At 65.6% G+C, this 24,425-nt stretch carries 24 protein-coding genes; 8 read left to right on the top strand and 16 right to left on the bottom strand.

The genetic code is table 11. The annotated features are described in order from the left end of the window. Positions 1-2: 2 nt before the first annotated feature. From F3J20_RS18565 to F3J20_RS18590, 6 genes are all read right to left on the bottom strand, one after another. A complete protein-coding gene (locus F3J20_RS18565; protein WP_167284151.1) occupies positions 3-602 on the bottom strand; it encodes a UbiX family flavin prenyltransferase in 600 nt (199 codons plus the stop codon). Positions 603-630: 28 nt separating this feature from the next. Then, entirely contained in the window at positions 631-942 is a 312-nt protein-coding gene (grxD, locus tag F3J20_RS18570) for a Grx4 family monothiol glutaredoxin (protein ID WP_167045712.1), read from the bottom strand. A 143-nt stretch (positions 943-1,085) separates the two neighbouring features. Continuing rightward, positions 1,086-1,964, bottom strand: coding sequence for a peptide chain release factor N(5)-glutamine methyltransferase (prmC, locus tag F3J20_RS18575; RefSeq protein ID WP_167284152.1), 879 nt, complete (start codon positions 1,962-1,964; stop codon positions 1,086-1,088). Between the two features lie 38 nt (positions 1,965-2,002). Continuing rightward, complete coding sequence (gene prfA / locus F3J20_RS18580; protein ID WP_167045718.1) at positions 2,003-3,085, bottom strand: peptide chain release factor 1; 1,083 nt, start codon at positions 3,083-3,085, stop codon at positions 2,003-2,005. A gap of 117 nt (positions 3,086-3,202) precedes the next feature. After that, positions 3,203-4,489, bottom strand: coding sequence for a glutamyl-tRNA reductase (gene hemA / locus F3J20_RS18585; RefSeq protein ID WP_167045721.1), 1,287 nt, complete (start codon positions 4,487-4,489; stop codon positions 3,203-3,205). Positions 4,490-4,568: 79 nt separating this feature from the next. Beyond that, positions 4,569-5,279 (bottom strand): response regulator transcription factor, encoded by a 711-nt coding sequence (locus tag F3J20_RS18590; RefSeq protein WP_167045725.1) that lies wholly within the window; start codon positions 5,277-5,279, stop codon positions 4,569-4,571. Positions 5,280-5,591: 312 nt separating this feature from the next. Here F3J20_RS18590 and F3J20_RS18595 point away from each other — a divergent pair, with 312 nt between their 5' ends. The 3 genes from F3J20_RS18595 to F3J20_RS18605 all read left to right on the top strand — a co-directional run bounded on the left by F3J20_RS18595 (position 5,592) and on the right by F3J20_RS18605 (position 8,426). Beyond that, positions 5,592-5,858, top strand: a complete 267-nt coding sequence (locus F3J20_RS18595; RefSeq protein ID WP_167284153.1) for a hypothetical protein — start codon at positions 5,592-5,594, stop codon at positions 5,856-5,858. Between the two features lie 78 nt (positions 5,859-5,936). Next, entirely contained in the window at positions 5,937-7,751 is a 1,815-nt protein-coding gene (locus tag F3J20_RS18600) for an aminopeptidase P family protein (protein WP_167284154.1), read from the top strand. A gap of 51 nt (positions 7,752-7,802) precedes the next feature. After that, a complete protein-coding gene (locus tag F3J20_RS18605; RefSeq protein ID WP_167284155.1) occupies positions 7,803-8,426 on the top strand; it encodes an HAD family phosphatase in 624 nt (207 codons plus the stop codon). Between the two features lie 15 nt (positions 8,427-8,441). Here F3J20_RS18605 and F3J20_RS18610 read toward each other — a convergent pair whose 3' ends face one another. The 10 genes from F3J20_RS18610 to ychF all read right to left on the bottom strand — a co-directional run bounded on the left by F3J20_RS18610 (position 8,442) and on the right by ychF (position 18,870). Further along, on the bottom strand, positions 8,442-9,563 hold the full coding sequence (locus F3J20_RS18610) for a DUF748 domain-containing protein (RefSeq protein ID WP_167284156.1): 1,122 nt from the start codon (positions 9,561-9,563) through the stop codon (positions 8,442-8,444). Positions 9,564-9,859: 296 nt separating this feature from the next. After that, the gene (gene ettA / locus F3J20_RS18615; protein ID WP_167045743.1) at positions 9,860-11,524 is read right to left on the bottom strand and encodes an energy-dependent translational throttle protein EttA; all 1,665 of its coding nucleotides are present in this window, start codon (positions 11,522-11,524) and stop codon (positions 9,860-9,862) included. Positions 11,525-11,673: 149 nt separating this feature from the next. Next, the gene (locus tag F3J20_RS18620) at positions 11,674-11,817 is read right to left on the bottom strand and encodes a hypothetical protein (protein ID WP_167284157.1); all 144 of its coding nucleotides are present in this window, start codon (positions 11,815-11,817) and stop codon (positions 11,674-11,676) included. Beyond that, positions 11,808-12,107 (bottom strand): DUF3761 domain-containing protein, encoded by a 300-nt coding sequence (locus F3J20_RS18625; RefSeq protein ID WP_167284158.1) that lies wholly within the window; start codon positions 12,105-12,107, stop codon positions 11,808-11,810. Before F3J20_RS18625 ends, F3J20_RS18620 begins: the two co-directional genes overlap by 10 nt. 92 nt (positions 12,108-12,199) lie before the next feature. Continuing rightward, complete coding sequence (locus F3J20_RS18630) at positions 12,200-13,288, bottom strand: sn-glycerol-3-phosphate import ATP-binding protein UgpC (RefSeq protein WP_167284159.1); 1,089 nt, start codon at positions 13,286-13,288, stop codon at positions 12,200-12,202. A gap of 130 nt (positions 13,289-13,418) precedes the next feature. Then, positions 13,419-14,264: a sn-glycerol-3-phosphate ABC transporter permease UgpE gene (ugpE, locus tag F3J20_RS18635; RefSeq protein ID WP_167045752.1), complete on the bottom strand. Its 846-nt coding sequence runs from the start codon at positions 14,262-14,264 to the stop codon at positions 13,419-13,421. Beyond that, complete coding sequence (gene ugpA, locus F3J20_RS18640; protein WP_167045755.1) at positions 14,261-15,145, bottom strand: sn-glycerol-3-phosphate ABC transporter permease UgpA; 885 nt, start codon at positions 15,143-15,145, stop codon at positions 14,261-14,263. The genes ugpE and ugpA overlap by 4 nt, the downstream gene beginning before the upstream one ends. Positions 15,146-15,223: 78 nt before the next feature. Next, the gene (ugpB, locus tag F3J20_RS18645; protein ID WP_167284160.1) at positions 15,224-16,549 is read right to left on the bottom strand and encodes a sn-glycerol-3-phosphate ABC transporter substrate-binding protein UgpB; all 1,326 of its coding nucleotides are present in this window, start codon (positions 16,547-16,549) and stop codon (positions 15,224-15,226) included. Between the two features lie 349 nt (positions 16,550-16,898). Further along, positions 16,899-17,636: a hypothetical protein gene (locus F3J20_RS18650; RefSeq protein ID WP_167284161.1), complete on the bottom strand. Its 738-nt coding sequence runs from the start codon at positions 17,634-17,636 to the stop codon at positions 16,899-16,901. Between the two features lie 139 nt (positions 17,637-17,775). Beyond that, complete coding sequence (gene ychF, locus F3J20_RS18655) at positions 17,776-18,870, bottom strand: redox-regulated ATPase YchF (RefSeq protein WP_167284162.1); 1,095 nt, start codon at positions 18,868-18,870, stop codon at positions 17,776-17,778. A 269-nt stretch (positions 18,871-19,139) separates the two neighbouring features. On the opposite strand from ychF, the gene F3J20_RS18660 reads away from it, so the two are divergent. The 5 genes from F3J20_RS18660 to F3J20_RS18680 all read left to right on the top strand — a co-directional run bounded on the left by F3J20_RS18660 (position 19,140) and on the right by F3J20_RS18680 (position 24,308). After that, complete coding sequence (locus F3J20_RS18660; RefSeq protein WP_345889900.1) at positions 19,140-19,505, top strand: hypothetical protein; 366 nt, start codon at positions 19,140-19,142, stop codon at positions 19,503-19,505. Between the two features lie 57 nt (positions 19,506-19,562). Beyond that, complete coding sequence (locus F3J20_RS18665) at positions 19,563-20,735, top strand: UbiH/UbiF family hydroxylase (protein ID WP_167284163.1); 1,173 nt, start codon at positions 19,563-19,565, stop codon at positions 20,733-20,735. A 180-nt stretch (positions 20,736-20,915) separates the two neighbouring features. Next, complete coding sequence (locus F3J20_RS18670) at positions 20,916-21,641, top strand: DsbC family protein (RefSeq protein WP_167045769.1); 726 nt, start codon at positions 20,916-20,918, stop codon at positions 21,639-21,641. Between the two features lie 125 nt (positions 21,642-21,766). Beyond that, entirely contained in the window at positions 21,767-23,557 is a 1,791-nt protein-coding gene (locus F3J20_RS18675) for a PDZ domain-containing protein (RefSeq protein ID WP_167284164.1), read from the top strand. Between the two features lie 154 nt (positions 23,558-23,711). Next, positions 23,712-24,308 (top strand): NAD(P)H-dependent oxidoreductase, encoded by a 597-nt coding sequence (locus F3J20_RS18680; RefSeq protein WP_167045775.1) that lies wholly within the window; start codon positions 23,712-23,714, stop codon positions 24,306-24,308. Positions 24,309-24,425: the final 117 nt, after the last annotated feature.

Consider the following 24,425-nt stretch of genomic DNA (forward strand, 5'->3'; position numbering starts at 1 on the left):
CGTCAGTCCTGCGTGTTGCGCAGCCCTTTCCAGGCGGGGGACAGCGCCGGGCCGAGCGCGAACAGATCGAGCACGCGCGCGACCGTGTGATCGACCATCTCGTCGATCGAAGCGGGTTGGTTATAAAAGGCGGGGAGCGGCGGAAAGATTACGCCGCCCATTTCGGTGACGGCCGTCATATTGCGCAGATGCGCGAGGTTGAACGGCGTTTCGCGCACGAGCAGCACGAGCCGGCGGCGTTCCTTCAGCGTGACGTCGGCGGCGCGCGTGACGAGGTTGTCGGAGAAACCGTGCGCGACGCTCGCGAGCGTCTTCATCGAGCAGGGGGCGACAATCATGCCGTCGGTCGCGAACGAGCCCGACGCGATGCTCGCGCCGATGTCGCGTACCGAATGGACGACATCCGCGAGCGGATGCACGTCTTCCTTGCCCAACTGGAGTTCGTGCTGGATGTTGAGCCATCCCGCGCTTGAAACCAGCAGATGGCTTTCGACGCCGCCAAGCCGGCGCAGCGTTTCGAGCAGCCGGACGCCGTAGATGGCGCCGGTCGCGCCGGTGATCGCGACGATCAGCCGGCGGGGCGCCGCAGCGCGTGTTTCCATGGCTTGCGGCGCCCGTGGGGAGCGAACGTCAGGCGGCCGCGAACAGCTGCTGCAGTTCGCCCGATTCATACATCTCCATCATGATGTCAGAGCCGCCGATGAATTCGCCCTTCACGTACAGCTGCGGAATGGTCGGCCAGTTCGAGAACACCTTGATGCCCTGGCGGATTTCGTCGTCTTTGAGAACGTCGACGGTCTCGATTTCGCTGACGCCGCATGCCTTCAGGATCTGGATGGCACGGCCGGAAAAGCCGCACATCGGAAACTGGGCCGAGCCCTTCATGAAGAGGACGACATTGTTGCCGTCGACGATTTGCTTGATGCGTTGTTGCGTATCCATGGCTGACCTTGCGGTTCCGATATGTGTAGGGAATAGGCTGAAATGATAGCGGATTTCGGTACGGCCAGCCGGGGCCGCATCGTCCGGCAGGGTTCGTGCGGCGGGCCGTGCGTGCGCGATTTCCTCTCCGCTGGCGCGCGCGGTCAGGCCGCTTCGCCGCGCCACGTGCCGCCGCTGATCCGCTCGATGCCGGCGAGGTCACGCTCCGAACGGACCGCTGCGAAACCCCGCGCGGCGAGCAGCGCGCGCACGGTTTCGGCCTGGTCGTAGCCGTGCTCGATCCACAGCACGCCGTCGGCGACGAGGCGGGCGGGCGCGCCGGCGACGATCGCGCGGATCGCGCTCAAGCCGTCCGCTTCGTCGGTGAGCGCGCCACGCGGCTCGAAACGCAGATCGCCTTGCTGCAGATGCGGGTCGCCGCTCGCGATATACGGCGGATTGCTGACGATCGCGTCAAAGCGCAGCGCCGCGTCGAGCGAGCCGTACCAGTCGCTTTGCAGAAACGTCACGGGGCCGCCCGGGCGATTGCCGTCGAGCAGACGCATACCGTTGCGCGAGGCCACTGCGAGCGCGTCGGCGGAGCGGTCGAGCGCCCAGAGCCGCGCGTCGGGCCGCGTTGCCGCGAGCGCCACCGCGATTGCGCCGGTGCCGGTGCCGAGATCGAGCACGCACGGCCGCGACCGGTGTTCCAGCGCCGCGAGCGTGGTTTCGACCAGCAGTTCGGTTTCGGGACGCGGGATCAGCACGTGCGGCGTGACGGCGAATTCGAGCCCGAAAAACTCGCGCGTGCCGACCAGTTGCGCGACCGGCTCGCCGGCCGCGCGGCGCGCTTCGAGCACGCGGTAACGCTCGACGCTCGCGGGATCGAGCGCTTCGTCGCCGCGCGTAATCAGCTGCGTTTGCCGCCAGCCGAGCACGTGCGTGAGCAGAATCCGCGCTTCGAGCCGCGGCAGCGGCGACGCGCGCAACAACGCGCCAGCCGTGGCGGGCGGCGTGAGGGGAGGCGAGGGGGCGTCGCTCATCGTCGAGGCTTCATTCAGTCATTCGGGCCGGCGCGGCGTCAGTCCGCGTCGCCGAGCGAGGCCAGCAGCTCGGCCTGATGCTCGCTGACGAGCGCCGCGATCAGTTCGCCGAGATCGCCGTCCATGATCGCATCGAGGCGATACAGCGTCAGGTTGATGCGGTGATCGGTGAGGCGTCCCTGCGGGAAGTTGTAGGTGCGAATCCGCTCCGAGCGGTCGCCCGAGCCGATCAGGTTCTTGCGCGTGGCCGCTTCCTTCGCCTGCTGCTCGTTGGCCTGCTTGTCCTTGATGCGCGCGGCGAGCACCTTCAGCGCGCGGTCCTTGTTCTTGTGCTGAGAGCGGTCGTCCTGACATTCGACGACGATGCCGGTCGGCAAGTGCGTGACGCGCACCGCCGAGTCGGTCTTGTTGATGTGCTGGCCGCCCGCGCCCGACGCGCGGAACGTGTCGATGCGCAGATCGGCCGGATTGATTTCGACTTCGCCGATCTCGTCCGCCTCGGGCATCACCGCGACCGTGCAGGCCGACGTATGGATGCGGCCCTGCGTTTCGGTGGCCGGCACGCGTTGCACGCGATGTCCGCCCGACTCGAACTTGAGCTTCGAATACGCGGCCTCGCCGGCGATCCGCACGATCACTTCCTTGTAGCCGCCGAGGTCCGACTCGCTCGCCGACATCATCTCGACCTGCCAGCGATTGCGTTCGGCAAAGCGCAGATACATGCGCAAGAGGTCGCCCGCGAACAGCGCGGATTCGTCGCCTCCGGTGCCCGCGCGGATTTCGAGGAAGATGTTGCGGTCGTCGTTCGGGTCTTTCGGCAGCAGCATTTTCTGCAACTCGACGCCGAGTGTCTCCATGCGCTCGCGCGCGGCGCGGATTTCCTCTTCGGCGAAATCGCGCATCGAGGCATCGGCGAGCAGTTCCTGCGCGGTGGCCGCGTCGTTCTGCGCCTGGCGCCACAGCGCGTATTGCTCGACGACCGGCCCCAGCTCCGCGTGTTCGCGCGTGAGCTTGCGGTATTGGTCGAGGTTCGAGGTAATGTCGGCGCGGCTCAACAGGTCGTTCAGTTCGGCCAGCCGAGTGGTGAGCTGGTCGAGCTTGCGTTGCATGCTCGTTTTCATCGGACGGGTAGCGGAGCGGGCTCCGGAAAGGAAGGCTGCCAGGGGCGGGCGAAGGCCCGGGACGGAGACGCGTGGCGAGCCACATGCTGTGTGGCGCGCACGATGCGGCGAGCGCCGCTAACGCTCCGAGGAGCCGGAATGTTTGTAGAAGCCGCTCATCAGCTCGATGAGCGTGTCGCGGTTGTCGCTGCTCGCGCGATTGAGCGCGTGCGTCGGACCGTGGATCAGCTTGTTGGTGAGCGCTTGCGACAGCGCTTCGAGCACGGCGGCCGGGTCGTCACCGCGCGCGAGCATTTTCTGCGCGCGCTCGACTTCCACGCGGCGCAGCGCGTCGGCCTGCGTGTGCATGTGGCGGATCACCGGCACGATGCTGCGTGCGTCGAGCCACTGCATGAAGTTCTGCACGCGCGTTTCGATGATCGACTCGGCCTGCGCGACCGCGGCTTGCCGCGACGCATTGCCTTCGCGGACGATCGCGCCGAGGTCGTCGACGGTGTAGAGGAACACGTCTTCGAGCTGGCCGGCTTCGGGTTCGATGTCGCGCGGCACGGCGAGGTCGACCATGAAGATCGGACGGTGGCGGCGCGCTTTCACGGCGCGTTCGACCGCGCCGAGGCCAATGATCGGCAGCGTGGACGCCGTGCACGACACGATGATGTCGAATTCGTGCATGCGCGCCGGCAGTTCCGACAGCGGAATCGCCCGGCCGTTGAAGCGCTCGGCGAGCCGCATGCCGCGCTCGGCGGTGCGGTTCGCGACGACGAGCTCGCGCGGATGCTGGGCGGCGAAGTGCGTCGCGCACAGCTCGATCATTTCGCCCGCACCGATGAACAGCACGCGCTGATTCGCGATCTTGTCGAAAATGCGCTGCGCGAGCCGCACCGCGGCGGCAGCCATCGACACCGACTGCGCGCCGATTTCGGTCGTGCTGCGCACTTCCTTCGCGACGGCGAAAGTGCGCTGGAACAACTGGTTCAGATAGGTGCCGAGCGCGCCGGCTTCGGACGCGGTGCGCACCGCGTCTTTCATCTGTCCGACGATCTGCGTTTCGCCGAGCACCATCGAGTCGAGCCCCGACGCGACGCGGAACGCATGCCGCACCGCTTCGGACTGCGGCAGTGCGTAGACGTGCGGCGCGAGTTCGTCGATCGGCAGGTTGTGGTATTTCGACAGCCACTGGATCGCGGCCTCGCGCGCGGCGAGGTCGTCGGTGACGCAATAGAGTTCGGTGCGATTGCAGGTGGACAGGATCGCCGCTTCCGGCGCATTGGGCGCCATGCGGCCCAGCCAGATGCCCTTGAAGGTGTCGAGGGCGGGCTTGATCTGTTCGAGCGGAAACGCCACGCGTTCGCGCAAGGCGACAGGCGCAGTGTGATGGTTGATTCCGATCGTTAGAAGCTGCATTTTGGGGAGCTATCGTTCAGCTGCATATTATAGCGTTTCCTCGATTTTCACATTCTGCACGCCGCATACCCCGCATGCGTCAGCCCGCGTCGGCCGCGTTTTCCAGCGGAACCGGGTCGAGCTGGTAGCCGTAACCATAGACCGGCACCAGCGAATAGCCCAGTTCGGGGCGCAACTGCAGCTTGGTGCGTACCCGCGACGCATGCGTGTCGACGGTGCGCGACTTGACGTCGCGGCTCCGTGTCCACACGGTTTCGAGGATGTGCGCGCGCGGCACCGGGCGCGCGAGGTTGCTGAACAGCAGCAGGGCGAGACGGAATTCCTTGGGCGTCAGGATGACGCTCAGATCGCGGAAGGTCACGGTAAAGCTGGCGGCGTCGAACGCATAGCCGCCGATGACGTTGCGCCGCCGGTTCGCCGGCCGCCGCAGGCCCGCGCGGCGTTGCAGCGCCTCGACGCGCGCCAGCATTTCGGGGCCGCGCACCGGCTTGCTCAGGCAGTCGTCGGCGCCGGCGTGCAGCGCGGCGACGATCTGGCTTTCGCGCGGCTCGGTGATCATCATCATGATGGGCAGGCCCGGCAGGATCGAGCGTGCGCGCGGGATCACGTCCTCGGCGCAATGGTCGCCGGCCCAGCTTTCGGTGATCAGAAGGTCGAAGTATTCGTCGCGGGCGCGCTGCAGGAACTTGGCGCTGGTGGTGAAGTGCTGGCACACATGGCCGCCGGCGAAGATGAGCCGGTCGACCAGTTTGGCGTGTTGCACGTCCGGTTCGATAAGGGCGATGCGCATGGCGCGGCGTCAGCCTGGCAGCGGCGGGGAGTCCGATTTTTTCGTCACGCTGACAACTTGCCTAACCAAACCCCGACCCCTAAACTCAACCGCTATGCGGAAAGCGCCGTGCTGAACTTCTATAGTTAATGAGGCAAAAATGCTAGCTTTGTCAGCTACTTTCGCCTATCAGATAAATCCGAAAATAATTTTGTCTCGCCAGGAAGGCCGCCTTCAGGCCCGTTTTGAATACTGCTTTGAAGCGCGCTGCGACGGTTGTTTCGAAGCGCGTCTGGAAGCCCATTCGGAATCCCGTTCAGGAGCCTGTTCCTGATGGGGTGGCCAGGTATCCTCGTACTCGGCGTGGCGGTCGGCCTCGCGGGCTGGTGGCTGCATCCGCTGCGCCGCTCGAGCCGTGTCCGCTGGTGGATCGCGCTGCTGGCCGGCGTGCTCGGCACGAGCGTCGCGCGCATGGCCGGCAACGTGACAGGCTTCTTCCATGACGGCGATATGCTCGAATGGCCGGTGTGCACCGCCGTTGCGCTCATTGCCGTCGGCGTGACGGTCGGCCTCTTTGCGGACCGGACCCGCCGCCGATGAATGTGCTGACGAGTGCGCCGATGAACGCACCCATAGCCGCGCCGATCAATCCATCGATGAATCTTTGCAGGTAACACCATGAACGCTCGACTCCCCGAAACCTCTTCCATTCCCGAGCGCCTTGCGAGCCTGCGCGCCGCGATGGCGCGCGAAGGCCTCGCCGCTTACCTCGTGCCGTCCGCGGACCCGCACCTGTCCGAATATCTGCCGGGGCGCTGGCAGGGCCGCCAGTGGCTGTCGGGCTTCACCGGTTCGGCCGGCACGCTGATCGTGACTGCTGATTTCGCGGGCGTCTGGACCGACAGCCGCTACTGGGAGCAGGCGAGCGCACAACTGGCCGGCACCGGCGTCGAGCTGATGAAGATGACGGGCGGCCAGCAGACCTCGCCGCATTTCGAATGGCTTGCGCAGAACGTCGCGAGCGGCGCCACGGTCGGCGTGGACGGCGCGGTGCTCGGCGTGGCCGCGGCGCGCGCGTTGAGCGCGGCGCTGAGCGCGCGGGGCGTGCAACTGCGCACCGACGCCGATCTGTTCGACGCGATCTGGGCGCAGCGTCCGTCGCTGCCGGCCGACGCCGTGTTCGAGCACGCCGCGCCGCAAGCGGGCGTCGCGCGCGCGGAGAAGCTCGCGCAGGTGCGCCGCGCGATGGCCGACAAAGGCGCGCAGTGGCACTTCATCTCGACGCTCGACGATCTCGCGTGGCTGCTGAATCTGCGCGGCGCCGACGTCAGCTACAACCCGGTGTTCGTCGCGCATGCGCTGATCGGCACGGATCGCGTGTCGCTGTTCATCGCCGACGGCAAGGTTTCGCCGGCGCTCGCCGAGGTGCTCGCGCGCGACGGCATCGGCGTCGAGCCCTATGCGAATGCCGCGGCCGCGCTCGCCGTGCTGCCGGCCGGCAGCACGCTGCTGATCGACCCGCGCCGCATCACGTACGGCTCGCTGCAGGCGGTGCCATCGTCGGTGACGGTGGTCGAGGCGGTCAACCCGTCCACGTTCCTGAAGTCGTGCAAGACCGCCGCCGATGCCGCCCACGTACGCGCGACGATGGAACAGGACGGCGCCGCGCTCGCCGAATTTTTCGCGTGGTTCGAAAGCGCATTGGGCCGCGAGCGCATCACCGAGCTGACCATCGACGAACGCCTGACGGCCGCCCGCGCGCGCCGTCCCGGTTTCGTGTCGCTGAGCTTTTCGACGATCGCCGGTTTCAACGCGAACGGCGCGATGCCGCACTATCGCGCGACCGAGGCGTCGCACGCGGTGATCGAGGGCGACGGCCTGCTGCTGATCGACTCGGGTGGCCAGTACCTGAGCGGCACGACCGACATCACGCGCGTGGTGCCGATCGGCACGCCGAGCGAGGCACAGCGGCGCGATTTCACGATCGTGCTCAAAGGCATGATCGCGTTGTCGCGCGCGCAATTCCCGCGCGGCATCCGCTCGCCGATGCTCGACGCGATCGCGCGCGCGCCGATCTGGGAAGCGGGTGCGGACTACGGCCACGGCACTGGCCACGGCGTCGGCTATTTCCTGAACGTGCACGAAGGTCCGCAGGTGATCTCGCACTACGCGCCCGCCGAGCCGTGGACCGCGATGGAAGAGGGCATGATTACGTCGAACGAGCCGGGTCTCTACCGGTCGGGCAAGTGGGGCGTGCGGATCGAAAATCTTGTGCTGAACGTGGCCGCCGAAAAAACCGAATTCGGCGATTTCCTCAAGTTCGAAACGCTGACGCTGTGCCCGATCGACACGCGCTGCATCGAACTCGCGCTGCTGCGCGACGACGAGCGCGCGTGGCTCAACGCGTATCACGAGACGGTGCGCGCGCGCCTGTCGCCGCATGTGACGGGCGACGCGAAAGCGTGGCTCGAACTGCGCACGCAGCCGATCTGAACGTAGCGAGACCCGAGCAAGACTCAAGCAAGACCCGAGCGAGGAGCCTGCATGGCGATCAAGGCAGTGGTGTTCGATTTCGGCGGCGTGCTGATCGACTGGAGTCCCGAGTACCTGTACCGCGAGCTGATTCCCGACGAAGCCGAGCGCCGCTGGTTTCTCACGCACGTCTGCTCGATGGACTGGGTGATTCGCCAGGACAGCGGCCAGCCGATCGCCGAGGCGACGGCTGAACTGATCGCCAGGTTTCCCGGTCACGCGCCGCTGATCCGCGCGTTCTACGAGCGCTGGCACGAGATGGTGGCGGGCGTGCTCGCAGACGGCGTCGCGCTGATGGAAACGCTCGAAGCCGCCAACGTGCCGCTCTTCGGCCTCACCAACTGGTCGGCCGAGACTTTTCCGTACGCATGGGAGCACTACCCGGTGCTGCGGCGGTTTCGCGACATCGTCGTGTCGGGGCGGGTGAAGCTCGTGAAGCCCGACCCGGCAATCTTCGCGGAAATGCGCCGGCGCATCGACGCGCAACTGCCCGGCATCGAACCCGCCGAACTGGTCTTTATCGACGACAACCTCAAGAACGCCGAAGCCGCGAGCGCGCTCGGCTGGCACGGCGTGCATCACACGAGCGCCGCGCAAACCGGCGCGAAGCTGCGCGGGCTGGGGCTGCCGGTCTGAGCCGGACGTGCGGGCCTACTGCCCCAACAGGTTCTTCAACGCATTCCCGAGCCCCTTCACGGTCTCGCCCGCGCCCTTCGCGACACCCTCGACGCTCACGCCGAGGGCCTGCGCGAACCCGGCGCCGATGCGCGCGAGCAGGCCTTCGCGCACCGAGAACTTCGGATCGCGCAAATCGCCATCGAGCACGAAATGCAGCGAGACGTTGCCGTTGTGCGACTTCAGCGCGGCGACGGCGGCGCGCGTCGGAATCGACATGAAGGTGTCGAGCGGATTGTCGCTTTCCGCGAGTTGCAGATTGCGCACCGTCACGCTGCCGGGCGCATGCAGGCGATAGTCGCGCACCGTCGATTCCACCGTCAGGTCGATCGTGCCGCCCGTCACCTGGGCACGCGCGCCGGCCTTCTTCAGCAGATACGGATCGAGCAGCGCGATATCGACGCCTTGCAGCCTGCTCGTGGTCTGCGAATCGCGGCTTGCGATCCTGATCCAGCCGTCGAACGTGACCGTGCCCGTATGCACCGGACCTTTGAGCGAGCCCCGCACGCTCACGCTGGTCGGCTCGTTGAGCGACGGCAGATGCAGATTGTCGACGCTCGCATGGGCGTTGCTGACCGTCACCCTGAACGGTGGCGGCCCGACGGTCATGTCGTAGAAATGGAAGTTGCCCTGCTCGAAGCGGATGTGATCGACCTGCTTCTCGCGCGGAGTCGACGGCCCGGCGCCGTTGCCGGGTGGATTGCCACGGTTCAGCGATTCGCGCAGATTCGGCAGTAGCCTGAGCGAGCCGTCCTTCGTGCGCAGCACGGCGAGGTCGAAGCCGCGCACGACCACTTCGCGGATATGCATGCGCCGCGCGAGCAGATCGCGCAGATCGGGCGTGATGGTGATGTCGTCGGCGCGCAGCGGCTCGCCGGCGGGCCAGCCGGGCGGTGCCTTCAGCAGAACGTGGGAGAGGTGAACCGAGGTGAGGCAGACGTCGATGCGTTCGACGCTGCCGAGCGGGCCGAGCGCCGCGTTGATGCGAGTTCTGACTTCCTGTTGCGCGAACAGCAGCACGCCGATTGCGACGAGCATCAATGCCAGCAGCGTGCCGCCCACGATGACGATCCAGCGCTTGCCCTTCGACATCGCCATGCTTGTCTCCTCGTCACCGCGCGGCGCGGTATGGCTGTGAACGGTCCATGCGCACGCTGGGCGCATGGACCGGGGCGCGGGCAACTGGCGTGGTGCCGGCGTCGTGCTGGCGTCATGCGGCATGAGCCCCGCATGAACCGGCGTGATGCCGGTATGACGCCGACTTGGCGAACGATCGCCGTCACCGCATCTGTGCCAGCAATGCCCGTGCCGCGCCGGCAACCCTATCCGGCGTTCGCCGGACGGGCCATGCCACGCCACGTCACCTCACGTCACGTCACCCACCCGCCGTCCGCTCAGCGCGAGATCGGCTTGTAGCGCAGACGCTTCGGCCGCGCGGCTTCTTCGCCGAGGCGCGCGCGTTTGTCCGCTTCGTACTCCTGGTAGTTGCCGTCGAAGAAGGTGATTTGCGAATCGCCTTCGAACGCGAGGATGTGCGTCGCGATGCGGTCGAGGAACCAGCGGTCGTGCGAGATCACGAGCACCGAGCCCGCGAATTCGAGCAGCGCGTCTTCGAGCGCGCGCAGCGTTTCGACGTCGAGGTCGTTCGACGGTTCGTCGAGCAGCAGCACGTTGCCGCCCGCGATCAGCGTCTTCGCCAGATGCAGACGGCCGCGCTCGCCGCCCGACAGATTGCCGACGACCTTCTGCTGGTCGCCGCCCTTGAAGTTGAAGCGGCCGATATACGCGCGCGACGGCGTTTCGTAGCGGCCGACCGTCAGCACGTCGGCGCCGCCCGAGATTTCCTCGAACACGGTCTTCGAGCCGTCGAGCGCGTCGCGGCTCTGGTCCACGTAGGCGAGCTTGACGGTCGGGCCCTGGACGATCTCGCCCGAATCCGGCTGCTCACGGCCCGTCAGCATGCGGAACAGCGTCGACTTGCCGGCGCCGTTCGGACCGATGATGCCGACGATCGCGCCGGCCGGAATCTTGAAGCTGACGTTATCGAGCAGCAGTCGGTCGCCATACGACTTGCTGACGTTCTTGAACTCGATCACTTCATTGCCGAGACGGTCGCCGACCGGAATGAAGATTTCCTGCGTCTCGTTGCGCTTCTGGTATTCCTGGCTGTTCAGTTCCTCGAAGCGGGCAATACGCGCCTTCGACTTCGCCTGACGGCCCTTCGGGTTCTGGCGCACCCATTCGAGTTCCTTCTTGATCGCCTTCTGACGCGCCGATTCCGACGCTTCTTCCTGCTTCAGGCGCGCTTCCTTCTGATCGAGCCAGCTGCTGTAGTTGCCCTTCCACGGAATGCCGTGGCCGCGGTCGAGTTCGAGAATCCACTCGGCGGCGTTGTCGAGGAAGTAGCGGTCGTGGGTGACGGCGACCACGGTGCCCGGGAAACGCGTGAGGAACTGCTCGAGCCATTCGACCGATTCCGCGTCGAGGTGGTTGGTCGGCTCGTCGAGCAGCAGCATGTCCGGCTTTTCGAGCAGCAGCTTGCACAGCGCGACGCGGCGCTTTTCGCCGCCCGACAGATGTTCGATCTTCGCGTCCCACGCGGGCAGGCGCAGCGCGTCGGCGGCGATTTCGATCTGCTGCTCGGCGCTGCCGTCGCTCGTCGCGAGAATCGCCTCGTACTTCGCCTGCTCGGCGGCGAGCGCGTCGAAGTCGGCATCCGGTTCGGCGTAGGCCGCGTAGATTTCGTCGAGCTTCTTCTGCGCGTTGAAGACGTCGCCGAGACCTTCCTCGACCGCTTCACGCACGGTCTTCTGCGGATCGAGCTGCGGCTCCTGCGGCAGGTAGCCGATGTTCAGGTTCGGCATCGGCGTGGCTTCGCCCTCGATCTCGGTGTCGACGCCGGCCATGATGCGGATCAGCGTCGACTTGCCCGAGCCGTTCAGGCCGAGCAGGCCGATCTTCGCGCCGGGAAAGAACGACAGCGAGATGTCCTTGAGGATCTGGCGCTTGGGCGGCACGATCTTGCCGACCCGGTTCATGGTGAAAACGTATTGGGCCATTTGCTTGCAGTAGACGTTAACGACGCCGGCCGCGCGAGGGGCGGGCAGTCGAGGGTGGATGGGTAATCGGTGTGAGGGCCGGGCGGAACACCCGGCGCCGGCCGGCGCGGCGCCGGACTCGGACGACGCTGCCGCGCGCGGCGTGTGGTTCAGGTGGCATTGTACTTCGCGGCGGGGCTGGCAAGGCAGCGGGAATTCCAGTGGCAGACCGGTTCGCGCGGCGGGCCGGGCAGCGTCTTGCACGCCGTCTTGTACGCCATCTCGCGCGCCGTTCCGCCGATTCTCAGAGCCATTGCGCGACGCCGCCGTGCCGCGAGCAGGTGCCTCTGCGATGCTGGCTAAAACTGTAGCTGCCGTCGCGGCAACGCGCGGTCGCGCCTTCGGGCGCCCTGCCCGATAGCGAACGGGCCGGCGCATGCACGGTGTTGCCGTCGCGATTCGTATAGGTGTGGTGGTTGCTGAGGTTCGATTCGTCGGGATTCGTGCCCGGCGCGACGTAGGCGAATGCCTGCGCTGCGCTCAACAGCAGCGCAGCGGCAATCACCGCATACGGGCGGAGGGCCCGGAGGGCGAGGCTTTTCATGATTCCCCGAAGCGTGGTGATGCGTTGTTGTTCGTTCTTTGTTCCGGCGGCGGCGCGAGCCGCTGGACGCCGTCATGGCATCCCGACATCGCTCAGTTCGCGCGCCGTCCGGTCTGCGGATCGAAGAAGTGCAGATGCTGCGCGGGCAGCACGACCTGCAGCGTCTCGCCCGCTGCCGGACGATGCGCATGCGGCAGCCGCGCAGTCACGTCGTGCTTGCCCCAACGGCCGTGCGCGAGATTGTCCGCGCCGAGCAGTTCGCAGGATTCGACCGTGAGCGGCGCGGTCGGCGCGTCGGCCGTACCCGGGCTCATGTGCTCGGGGCGAATGCCGAGCGTCCACTCGCGGCCCGTTGCCACTTCGCGGCCGATCGACGGCACGCCCGCGAGCGGCAGCTTCGGACCGTTGCCGGCGACCTCGAAGGTCGCGCCGTCGTCGGAGACGCGGCCGTCGAGCAGGTTCATCCCCGGCGAGCCGATGAAGCTCGCGACGAACACCGTGGCCGGCCGCTCGTAGACTTCGGTCGGCGCGCCGATCTGCTCGGCGTGGCCCTTGTTCATCACGATCACGCGCTGCGCCAGCGTCATCGCTTCGATCTGATCGTGCGTCACGTACAGGCTCGTGGTCTTGAGCCGCGCATGCAGACGCTGGATTTCGAGGCGCATCTGCACACGCAGACGCGCGTCGAGATTCGACAGCGGCTCGTCGAACAGAAACACGGCCGGCTCGCGCACGATCGCGCGGCCCATCGCGACGCGCTGCCGTTGCCCGCCCGACAGTTCGCGCGGCTTGCGTTGCAGCAGCGCGCCGAGTTCGAGAATCTGCGCGGCGGCTTCGACGCGTTTCGCGATCTGCGCACGATCGACGCCGGCGATCTTCAGCGCATAGCCCATGTTCTCGGCCACGCTCATATGCGGATAGAGCGCGTAGTTCTGGAACACCATCGCGATGTTGCGGTCCTTCGGCTCCAGTTCGTTGACGACCTTGCCGGCGATCGAAATGCGGCCGTCGGAGATGCGCTCGAGCCCCGCGACCATGCGCAGCAACGTCGATTTGCCGCAGCCGGACGGGCCGACCATCACGACGAATTCGCCGTCGGCCACGTCGACGTCGATGCCGTGCAACACGAACTGTTTGCCGTCGTAGGTTTTCTTCACGCCTTGCAGAGTCAGTGCAGCCATGCTATTCCAGCCTTTGAGTTGCTTGCCGCGCGTTGCCTTTCTGCGCCGTTCGACGGGCGGCGCGCGGGGGTTTTCTATGCGGCGCATAACGACGCCTCGCGGCGCGGCCCGCCGTGCCGCGCCGTGTCGATCATTTCTCCGAATCGACGAGGCCGCGCACGAACCAGCGCTGCATCGTCAGCACGACGACGAGCGGCGGCAGCATCGCGAGCAGCGTGGCCGTCATCACCAGATGCCATTCGGTCGCGGTATCGCCCGAGGCGATCATGCCCTTGATGCCGATCACGGCGGTCATCAGCGACTGCTGGCTCGTGATCAGGATCGGCCACAGATACTGGTTCCAGCCGTAGATGAAGGTGATCACGAAGAGCGCGGCCATCGTGGTGCGCGACAGCGGCAGCACAACGTCCCAGAAGAAACGCAGCGCGCCCGCGCCGTCGATGCGCGCGGCTTCCATCAGCTCGTCCGGCAGCGTCTTGAAGAACTGGCGGAACAGGAACGTCGCGGTCGCCGAGGCGATCAGCGGCAGCGTCAGGCCGGTGTACGTATTGCTCAGATGCATCGACGACACGACCTGCACGGTCGGGAAAATGCGCACTTCGACCGGCAGCATCAGCGTGACGAAAATCAGCCAGAACGCGGCAGTGCGAAACGGAAAGCGGAAATAGACGATCGCGTACGCGGAGATCATCGACACGGCGATCTTGCCGATCGCGATCACGAGCGCCATCACGAGGCTGTTGAGCAGCATGCGGTTGAACGGCGCGGCCGCGTTGCCGGTGCCCTGCGTCCAGATCGTGACGATGTTCTCGAACAGATGCGTGCCCGGCACGAGCGACAGCGGCACCGTGAACACTTCGTGCTCGCTCATGGTCGCCGCGCAGAACGCGACGTAGACCGGAAACACCACCAGCACGACGCCGACGATCAGCACCGCGTGGCAGAACAGGTCGAAACCGCGGCGGTTCTCGATCATGAGTATTGAACCCTGCGTTCGATGAAGCGGAATTGCACGACGGTCAGCGCCACGACGATGACCATCAGCACGACCGACTGCGCGCCCGAGCTGCCGATGTCGAGCCCCTGGAAGCCTTCGGCGAAGATCTTGTAGATCAGCGTGCGGGTCGCCTGGCCGGGGCCGCCGCCGGTCGCCGCGTCGATCACGGGGAAGGTGTCGAAGAACGCGTAGGTGATGTTGATGACGAGCAGAAAGAACGTGGTCGGCGACAGCAGCGGCAACGCGATGCCGAAGAAGCGCCGCACGGGACCGGCGCCGTCGATCGCGGCCGCTTCGATCAGCGAGCGCGGAATCGCCTGCAGGCCCGCGTAGAAGAACAGGAAGTTATAACTGACCTGCTGCCACACCGAGGCGAGCACGACGAGGAACATCGCCTGGCCGGGATTGAGCGCGTGATTCCACACGACGCCGTATTTCGCGAGCGCATAGGTGACGAGGCCGATGCTCGGGTTGAACAGGAACGACCACAGCACCGCGGCGATCGCGGGCGCGACCGCGTACGGCCAGATCAGCAGCGTCTGATAGGCCTTTTTGCCGCGCGTCACGCGATCGGCGCAGACCGCGAGCAGCAGCGAGATCACGAGGCCCGACACGGTGACGAGCGTGCAGAACACGATCGTCGTGTTGAACGAGGCCAGATACAGCGGATCGGCGAAAAGCTGTTTGAAGTTCGCGAGGCCGACGAACTCGCTCGACGTGCCGAACGCGTCCTGGCTTTGCGTCGATTGCCAGAGCGCAACGCCTGCGGGCCACAGGAAGAACACCAGCGTGATGAGCAACTGCGGCGCGACGAGCAGGTAGGGCAGCGCGCTGGTGCCGAAGTAAGAGCGCTTTTCCATCGGGATTCCCAAGGGGGCTGCAATGGCGGCGGGTTGCGGCGCAGCGGCATCGCAACCCGCCCGCGGGCGATGCCCGGTCTAGTTGCCGGCCTTTTCGAAGCGGCGCAGCAGATCGTCGCCGCGCGCGACGGACGAGTCGAGCGCCTGTTGCGGCGTCTTCTTGCCTGCCCACACCTGTTCGAGTTCCTCGTCGATCACGGTGCGGATCTGCGGCATGTTGCCCAGACGCAGGCCCTTCGTGAACGGCAGCGGCGGCTTGTTCATCATCTGGCGGATCGCGGTGTCGCTGCCGGGGTTCTTCTCGTAGAAGCCCTGCTGGCGCGTCAGATCGTAGGCGGCGGTGGTGATCGGCAGATAGCCGGTGTCCTGATGCCACTTCGCGGCGACTTGCGGTGTGGCCAGATACGCGAGGAACTTCGCGACGCCCTTGTAGACGGCCGGGTCCTTGCCCGACAGCACCCACAGGCTCGCCCCGCCGATGATCGCGTTCTGCGGCGCGCCCTTCACGCTCTCGTCGTACGGCATCATGCCGGTGCCGAAGTTGAACTTCGCGTATTTCTTGATCGTGGCGAGCGAGCCCGACGAGTTCGTAATGATGCCGCAGTCGCCGCTATAGAACTTCGACACGGGTTCGTCCTTGCGGCCGACATAGGTGAACGAGCCGTCCTTCGCCATGTTCTGTAGGAACTGGATGTGCGCGACCTGCAGCGGCTTGTTGAATTCGAGCTGCGCGTCCATGCCGTCGAAGCCGTTGTTGCGCGAGGCGAACGGCGCCGCATGCCACGCGCTGTAGTTCTCGAGCTGAATCCAGCTTTGCCAGCCCGACGAGTAGCCGCACGACATGCCCGAGGCCTTCAGCTTCTGCGCGTCGGCGTGCAGTTCGGTCCAGGTCTTCGGCGGCTGGTTCGGATCGAGCCCGGCCTTCTTGAACGCATCCTTGTTGTAGTAGAGCACTGGCGTCGAGCTGTTGAACGGCATCGAGATCAGCTCGCCGGTTTTCGAGTCGCTGTAATAGCTCGCGATGGTCGGCACGAAGGCTTTCTGGTCGAGCGGCACGCCGGCGTCCTTGAAGACCTGCGTGACCGGGACGATGGCTTTCTTCGCCTGCATCATCGTCGCGGTGCCGACTTCGTAGACCTGCAGGATGGCCGGCGCGTTGCCGCTGCGATAGGCGGCGATGCCGGCGGCGAGGGTCTGGTCGTAGGAGCCCTTGAAGACGGGCACGATCTTGTAGTCGCTCTGCGATTTGTTGAAGTCGTTCGCGATGTCGTTCAGACGTTCGCCCAGCGCGGCTTCCATGGCATGCCAGAACTGGATTTCGGTCGCGGCGTGGGCCGCCTGGCTGAGGCCGACGCTTAACACGGCGGCGACGGAAAGTGAACGGAGCAACGGCTTGCAATTCATCGATTTGTCTCCTGTGTCGATCGGGGTCAGCGCTTTGACGCTGACTCCGATTCCATGACGGTATGCGGACGGGCGCGGACGCGAATCGCGCGATTCTATTTGGCTTCGATGACATTCCGGCGTCGGCGGCCAGGCGGCGTGGAAGCGCTTCTGGCGGGGGCCGGAAGCCGCAATGTAACACCGGCTGTCAGGAAACGGAAACAGGCGGGGCGAGGTGGTGGGCGGGGGATGGGGGATGCGGCGAAAGGCGGCGGCAATGAAAAAGCCCGCTTGGGGCGGGCTTTGGAGCAGGCTTTTCGGAAAGCTCATGCCGCGATGGAAAAGCGCGCGTGCTTTGCGCGCTCGCATTCTAGATATTGCCAGGAAGCAGTTTTAGCAGGTGTGCGACAGGCTCTGCCAGTTGCAACATGCCGGTGGCGATTGTCACGGAGTTCGCCACATTGGCCAACGCGCTCGCGACTTTCTGCCCCAGTGCGGTGTCTTGCAGGACTCGACCGTAGGCCTCATCAAATGCAACGTTGCCGATGGCGGTGTTCGTTGCGTCAAGCACAGGAAATATACCCGTGATGAAATATTCGTCCAGGCACTCAATCAAGCGGCCCAGGTAACGGACGATAGTGAGCTTGACGTCGTCCGGTAGTTCATTGGACGAGACAATTTCCTTGCGGAGCTCCACCAGCTTGTCTCGCTGATCGCTAAGGCTGCTGATGTCAACTGCCTGAAGCTTCTCCCGCTCCTCCAGCAACGATGCGGTGAATCCGAGAGACACTATCGAATGGTCGTGTACGTGCGAAATGAAGCTGGCCCACTGCCCGTTCAGATTCTGCTGGGTGATGCCCGTCTTCAGTTGCAGGTGAAGCGTCTGGATGGATTGCAGATGCTTCGAAAACGAATCGTTGACGATATCAACGACCTCTCGCGAGAGGTAGAGTAGTTTCGCGATGCGAGCAAGCAGTTCGCCTTCATCCTCGGTCCTGAGAATTTTTCGCCACACTGACCGGCAATTTTCCCCAGCCGCGGTTTCTTTGCACTGTTTCAGAATCTCGTGCAGCCTATGTGCCGGGTTGTCTGCAATATTCTTGGTCATGGAAAGCGAGGATCGAACGAACGATTTCTTAGCGGCTGGTGATTATATGTGATGCCCTGCGACTGTTAGGGGCGACTGTTCCGAGATTCGACACGGACCTGATTGCAGTCGCAGGTGCTTATGCTGCGCGTGAAGTGGCTTAGACGTTGAACAAAAAGTTCATCACGTCCCCATCATGCACGACGTACTCCTTGCCTTCCGCGCGCATCTTGCCGGCTTCCTTCGCGCCTTGCTCGCCCTTGTAGGCGATGTAGTCGTCGAAGCCGATCGTCTGCGCGCGGATGAAGCCGCGTTCGAAGTCAGTGTGGATCGCGCCGGCCGCCTTCGGCGCCGTATCGCCGATATGGATTGTCCACGCGCGCACTTCCTTCACGCCGGCCGTGAAGTAGGTTTGCAGGCCGAGCAGCTTGAAGCCCGCGCGGATCACGCGGTTCAGGCCCGGCTCTTCCATGCCCATGTCGGCGAGGAACACTTCCATGTCGGCTTCGTCGAGGTCGGCGATTTCCGCTTCGACCGCCGCGCACACGGCCACGACCGGCGCGCCTTCGGCCGCGGCGAACTTCGTGACCGCGTCGAGGTGCGGATTGTTCTCGAAGCCGTTTTCCTTCACGTTGGCAACGTACATGGTCGGCTTCGCGGTGATCAGGCAGAACGGCTTGAGCGTGGCCTGTTCCTCGTCGGTCAGGGCGAGCGCGCGGACCGGCTTGGCCTGGTCGAGCTGCACGCGGACCTTCTCGAGCACCGCGGCGAGCTTGACCGCTTCCTTGTCGTTGCCCGACTTGGCCGCCTTGGAATAGCGCGCAAGTGCCTTTTCGACGGTGCCGAGGTCGGCGAGCGCGAGTTCGGTGTTGATGACTTCGATGTCCGACAGCGGATCGACCTTGTTCGCGACGTGAATCACGTTGTCGTCCTCGAAGCAGCGCACCACGTGCGTGATCGCGTCGGTTTCGCGGATGTTCGCGAGGAACTGGTTGCCGAGCCCTTCGCCCTTGCTCGCACCGGCCACGAGACCGGCGATGTCGACGAATTCGACCACGGCCGGCAGAATGCGCTCGGGCTTGACGATTTCGGCGAGCGCCTTCAGGCGCGCGTCCGGCACTTCGACCACGCCGACGTTCGGCTCGATCGTACAGAACGGATAGTTTTCGGCGGCGATGCCCGCCTTGGTCAGCGCGTTGAACAGGGTGGACTTGCCGACGTTAGGCAAGCCGACGATGCCGCATTTGAGGCTCATGGAAATCCTTCAGTGAATCAGTAGGTTGCGTGAGGCGCTCGACGCTGTGCGCGGATTCGGCAAGCCTTCGCGCGGGGCGTGGCGCGGCAGGCTCAGCGGAGCGGACAAGTCACCGAATCGGGGCGTTGGCTCGACGATTGGGTGCGAGTTTTCACGGAAAGCGCAATTGTAACCCGTCCGGATGGGCTTTCCGCTGTGATGCATTTCGTCATATCCACTGTAAAATCGTTAAATCAGGGCCGTCAGAGCCCACTTTTCGGGGGAAGAACGTGCGAATCATCGGATGGGTCGGAACCGGCGTCGTCGTGGCGCTGATCGTGGGCGGGGTCGCGACATGGGTCTCGCCGAATTTCGACGAAGCCCAGGCCACCACGGACCGGCAGACGATCGAATGCCTGACGGGCCGCCTGAGTCAGGAAGATCGGGCAAGCATCGCGCAGTTCGCCGACAGGAATGACTTCGATTCGCTCTGGCACGTGTACGACCGCGTGTTCCCCGACTGCGCGGTGCGCGGCGATCAACGCGATCGCAAGGCCCAGCTCGAAGCGGCCGCGTGGCGCATCCTGTCGTCCGATCCGGATTTCATGCGCATCCGCGAGGCCAACGCGGCGCTTGCGGCGAGCGCGCCGCACTAGGGCCGAGCGGGTCCGATGGGGGCGGAAGGCCCGCAACCCCGCGGCTATAATGCGCGCATGAACGCACACCACCAGACCTTTGATGCCGCCGTGATCGGCGGCGGGCTCGTCGGCAAGACCGCGGCGCTCGCGCTCACGCAAGGCGGGCTGCGCGTCGCGCTGCTCGCGCAGCCTTGCGCGGCGCCACCTGCCGGCGCGGCCTTCGACTCGCGGGTCTACGCGTTGTCGTCGAGTTCGCAGGCCCTGCTCGAACGGCTGCGGGTCTGGCAGGCGCTCGATCCGGCGCGGCTCGGGCCCGTCTACGACATGCGCGTGTACGGCGACGCGCACGCCGAGCTGCACTTCTCCGCGTTCCAGGCTTCGGTGCCGCAACTGGCGTGGATCGTCGAATCGTCGGTGATCGAGCGCGCGCTCGACGCCGCGCTGCGCTTCCAGCCCAATCTCACGTGGATCGACACGCGCGCGCAGGCGCTCGATTTCAGCGCCGACAGCGCGAGCGTCGGCCTCGCCAACGGCAGCGTGCTCGAAGCCGACCTCGTGGTCGGCGCGGACGGCGCGCATTCGTGGGTGCGCGCGCAGATCGGCTCGAAGATGGTGCGGCGCGACTACAAGCAGACCGGCGTGGTCGCCAATTTCAAGGCCGCGAAGCCGCACGGCGAAACCGCCTACCAATGGTTCCGCGATGGGGAGATCATCGCGCTGCTGCCGATGCCGGACGGCCATGTGTCGCTGGTCTGGTCGGCGCGTACCGGGCACGCGGAGCAGCTGCTTGCGCTCGATCCCGAGCGGCTCGCCGCCGAAGTGGAGCAGGTGAGCGGCGGCCAGTTCGGCGCGCTCGACTGCGTGACGCCCGCGCAAGGCTTCCCGCTCGCGCTGCAAACCGTGGACCGGCTCGTCGCGCCGCGCGTCGCGCTGGTCGGCGATGCCGCGCATCTGATCCACCCGCTCGCGGGGCAGGGCATGAACCTCGGCCTGCGCGACGTCGCGGCGCTCGCGAGCACGGTTGCCGGCAAGGAGGCGTTTCGCGACCTCGGCGACATGGTGCTGCTGCGCCGCTACGAACGTTCGCGCCGCGAAGACATCCGCGCGCTGATGATCGCCACCGACGGTCTGCAAAAACTCTTCTCGATACCGGGCCCGCTCGCGCGGGTCGTGCGCAATACGGGTATGGCGTTCGTCGGTGCCCAGCCGTTCGTCAAGCGCTGGCTCGTGTCGGCCGCGCTTGGATGAGGCACGGCGCGCGGGGCCGCCGCCGTGCGGAGAACCGATGGCCGATGGCCGATAAGCGGCGGTCGGGGCGGGTATCATGAGCGGATCGCCGCCTTGCGGTCTGACCCAATGTGCGCCTGAAAAGCGCAGCCGGAACGTGAAAAAATGCGCTCGATGCGCGACTGAACTCAGGACTCCAGCATGAAAACGACCTTCCGCATGGCCGCCGCCGCACTCGCGATCGCCGCCGCCACGCTCGGCTGCTCGGCCCAGGCCGACCAGACCACCGACAAGCTCAAGGCGACGCTGCAAACGCGCCTGAACGACGTGACGATCAAGAGCATCACGAAGTCGCCGATCGCCGGGCTGTACGAAGTCAACCTCGGCACGCAGATCATCTATAGCGACGCCAACGGCGACTACCTGATGCTCGGCGACATGGTCGACGCGAAGACCCGCAAGAATCTGACCGAAGCGCGGCTGTCGGAAACCAACCGCATCGACTTCGCGAGCCTGCCGTTCGCGAATGCCGTGAAGGTCGTGCGCGGCAACGGCTCGCGCAAGATGGCCGTGTTCTCCGATCCGAACTGCCCGTACTGCAAGCAGCTCGAAACCTCGCTGAAGTCGATCGATAACGTCACGGTCTACACGTTCCTGTACCCGGTGCTGTCGCCGGACTCGGCCGTCAAGTCGAAGTCGATCTGGTGCTCGGCCGATCGCGCGAAGGCCTGGGAATCGTGGATGCAGAACCATCAGGCGCCGACCGCCGCCGGCACCTGCGACACCGCCGCGATCGACAAGAACCTCGCGCTCGGTCATGCCATGAACGTGGACGGCACGCCCACGGTGTTCCTCGCCGACGGTCGCCGCCTGCCCGGCGCCGTGCCGGCCGACCGGCTCGACCGGGAACTCTCCGCGGTGCACTGAGCCCCGCACAATCATCGGAAAGAAGGCGCGGGAAGCGCCTTCTTTCGCATCAAGGGGCGCCATCTCGGGTTATCCCAGGCCGCCCCGTTTTCGACTCCCCCATTCCAATTTGCCCACCGCTGCCGATGAAGCCGATCCGCTACACCATCGTTCCGAGTCACCCCGCCGCCCATCTGTTCGAAGTTACCGTGACCGTTGCCGACCCCGATCCGGTTGGGCAGCGTTTCATGCTGCCGGTATGGATTCCGGGCAGCTACATGGTGCGCGAGTTCGCGCGCAACATCGTCACGCTGCGCGCGGTGAACGAGGCAGGCCGCAAGGTGCGCATCGACAAGATCGACAAGCACACGTGGCAGGCCGCGCCGGTAAAGGGCGCGCTGACGCTGCGCTACGAGGTGTACGCATGGGACCTGTCGGTGCGCGCCGCGCATCTGGACGATACGACCGGCTTTTTCAACGGCACGAGCGTGTTCCTCTCGCCGCTCGGCCATGAGGACGCGCCATGCGTGGTCGAGATTCAGAAGCCCCAAGGCGAGGCGTACCGTAACTGGCGCGTCGCGACCGCGCTGCCGGAAGCGCGCGCCACGAAGCGCTACGGCTTCGGCGAGTACCGCGCGCAGAACTATGACGAACTGATCGACCATCCCGTGACACTTGGCACGTTCGCGCTCGCGACGTTCAAGGCGCATGGCGTGCCGCACGACGTCGTGATCGGCGGGCGCGTGATCGGGCTCGACATGGAGCGGCTGTGCGCGGACCTGAAGCGCATCTGCGAGGCGCAGATCGCGCTGTTCGAACCGAAGTCGAAGAAGGCGCCGGTCGAGCGCTACGTGTTCATGACGCAGGCCGTGACCGACGGCTACGGCGGGCTCGAACATCGTGCCTCGACGGCGCTGATCTGCAATCGCACCGATCTGCCGGTGCAGGGCCGCGAGGCGATGAGCGAGGGCTACCGGACCTACCTCGGCCTGTGCAGCCACGAGTATTTCCACACCTGGAACGTGAAGCGCATCAAGCCGGCCGCATTCGCGCCGTACGACCTGAGCGTCGAAAACTACACCTCGCTGCTGTGGCTGTTCGAGGGCTTCACCTCGTACTACGACGATCTGATCCTCGTGCGCAGCGGCGTGATTTCGCAGGACGACTATTTCGGGCTGCTCGGCAAGGTGATCGGCGGCGTGCAGCGCGGCAGCGGCCGTCTGAAGCAGAGCGTCGCCGAAAGTTCGTTCGACTCGTGGGTCAAGTACTACCGGCAGGACGAGAACGCGCCGAACGCGATCGTCAGCTATTACACGAAGGGCTCGCTCGTCGCGCTCTCGTTCGATCTTGCGATCCGCGCGCAAACGGGCAACCGCAAATCGCTCGACGACGTGATGCGTCTCCTGTGGCAGCGCTTCGGTCGCGATTTCTATCGCGGCAAGCCGGCCGGCGTCGCGGAAGACGAGATCGAGGTGATTTTCGCGGAAGCGACCGGCGTGCAGCTCGGCGGGCTGTTCGCCGAGGCCGTGTACGGCACGCGCGATTTGCCGCTTGCCGAATTGCTCGCGCCGTTCGGCGTGGCGCTCGCGCCTGACTTCGACCGCAATGGCAAGCCGTCGCTCGGCGTGCGTCTGCGCGGCGGCGCAGATTGCACGCTGGCGGCCGTGCACGAGGGCAGCGCCGCGCAGAAGGCCGGGCTTTCCGCCGGCGACGTGCTGATCGCGCTCGACGGCCTGCGCGTGACCGGCGGCAATATCGACGCGCTGCTCGCGCGCTATCAGCCGGGCGCGAAGGTCGAGCTCCACGCATTCCGCCGCGACGAGCTGCGCGTCACGCAGGTGCGGCTCGACGGTCCCGAAGTGGCACGCTACAAGCTCGCGGTCACCGACAAGCGGGCCGCCACGCGCCGCGCTCGCGAACGCTGGCTTGCAAGCTGAGCGTCATGCCTAACGTTATTGATTGACGGCTGAGGGCGGGGATTGTTCTATCAATGCAACAATCCTTCGCTGCCGGATAGCTTTTTCGCGGACCGGTAAAAAAACACAATGGCTCCACTCGCGCAACACAGCGCGCCCCCTACTGGAGTCAACCATGACCACGATCCTGCAAATCAACTCGGCAGCCCGCTCGCAAGGCGCGAACTCGACGATGCTCGTCAACGAGCTGACCGCGAAGCTGCAACAATCGAACCCGGGCGCGCAAGTCGTCGTCCGTAACCTGCAAGCCGAACCGCTGCCGCACCTCGACGACGCCGTGCTTGGCGCGTTCTTCACGCCGGCCGAGCAGCGCACGCCGGAGCAAGCTGAGATCGCCGCGCGCAGCGAAGCGCTGATCGCCGAACTGCAAGCCGCCGACATCGTCGTGATCGGCGCACCGATGTACAACTTCGGCATCTCGTCGCAACTGAAGACGTACTTCGACTTCATCGCCCGCGCCGGCATCACGTTCCGCTACACCGAGAACGGCCCGGTCGGCCTCGTGACGGGCAAGAAGGTGCACGTCGTGTCGGCACGCGGCGGCAAGTACATCGGCACGCCGAACGACAGCCAAACGCCGTACCTGAAGAGCTTCCTCGGCTTCCTCGGCATGACCGACGTGAACTTCATCTACGCCGAAGGTCTGAACCTGGGCCCGGACGCAGCCAGCGCCGCGCTGAGCAACGCGCGCGAAGCGATCGCCGCAGTCTGAGTCATCTCGTTGCGCCGTGTGGTGCCGCTTGATCGCGGCGCCGGTGGTGAAACGAAAAAACGCCACGGATGGGGTTCTCCATCCGTGGCGTTTTTGTTTTCTGGCAGTGCGACCGGT

This window comes from Paraburkholderia sp. Cy-641, from assembly GCF_011752945.1.
Taxonomy (GTDB): domain Bacteria; phylum Pseudomonadota; class Gammaproteobacteria; order Burkholderiales; family Burkholderiaceae; genus Paraburkholderia.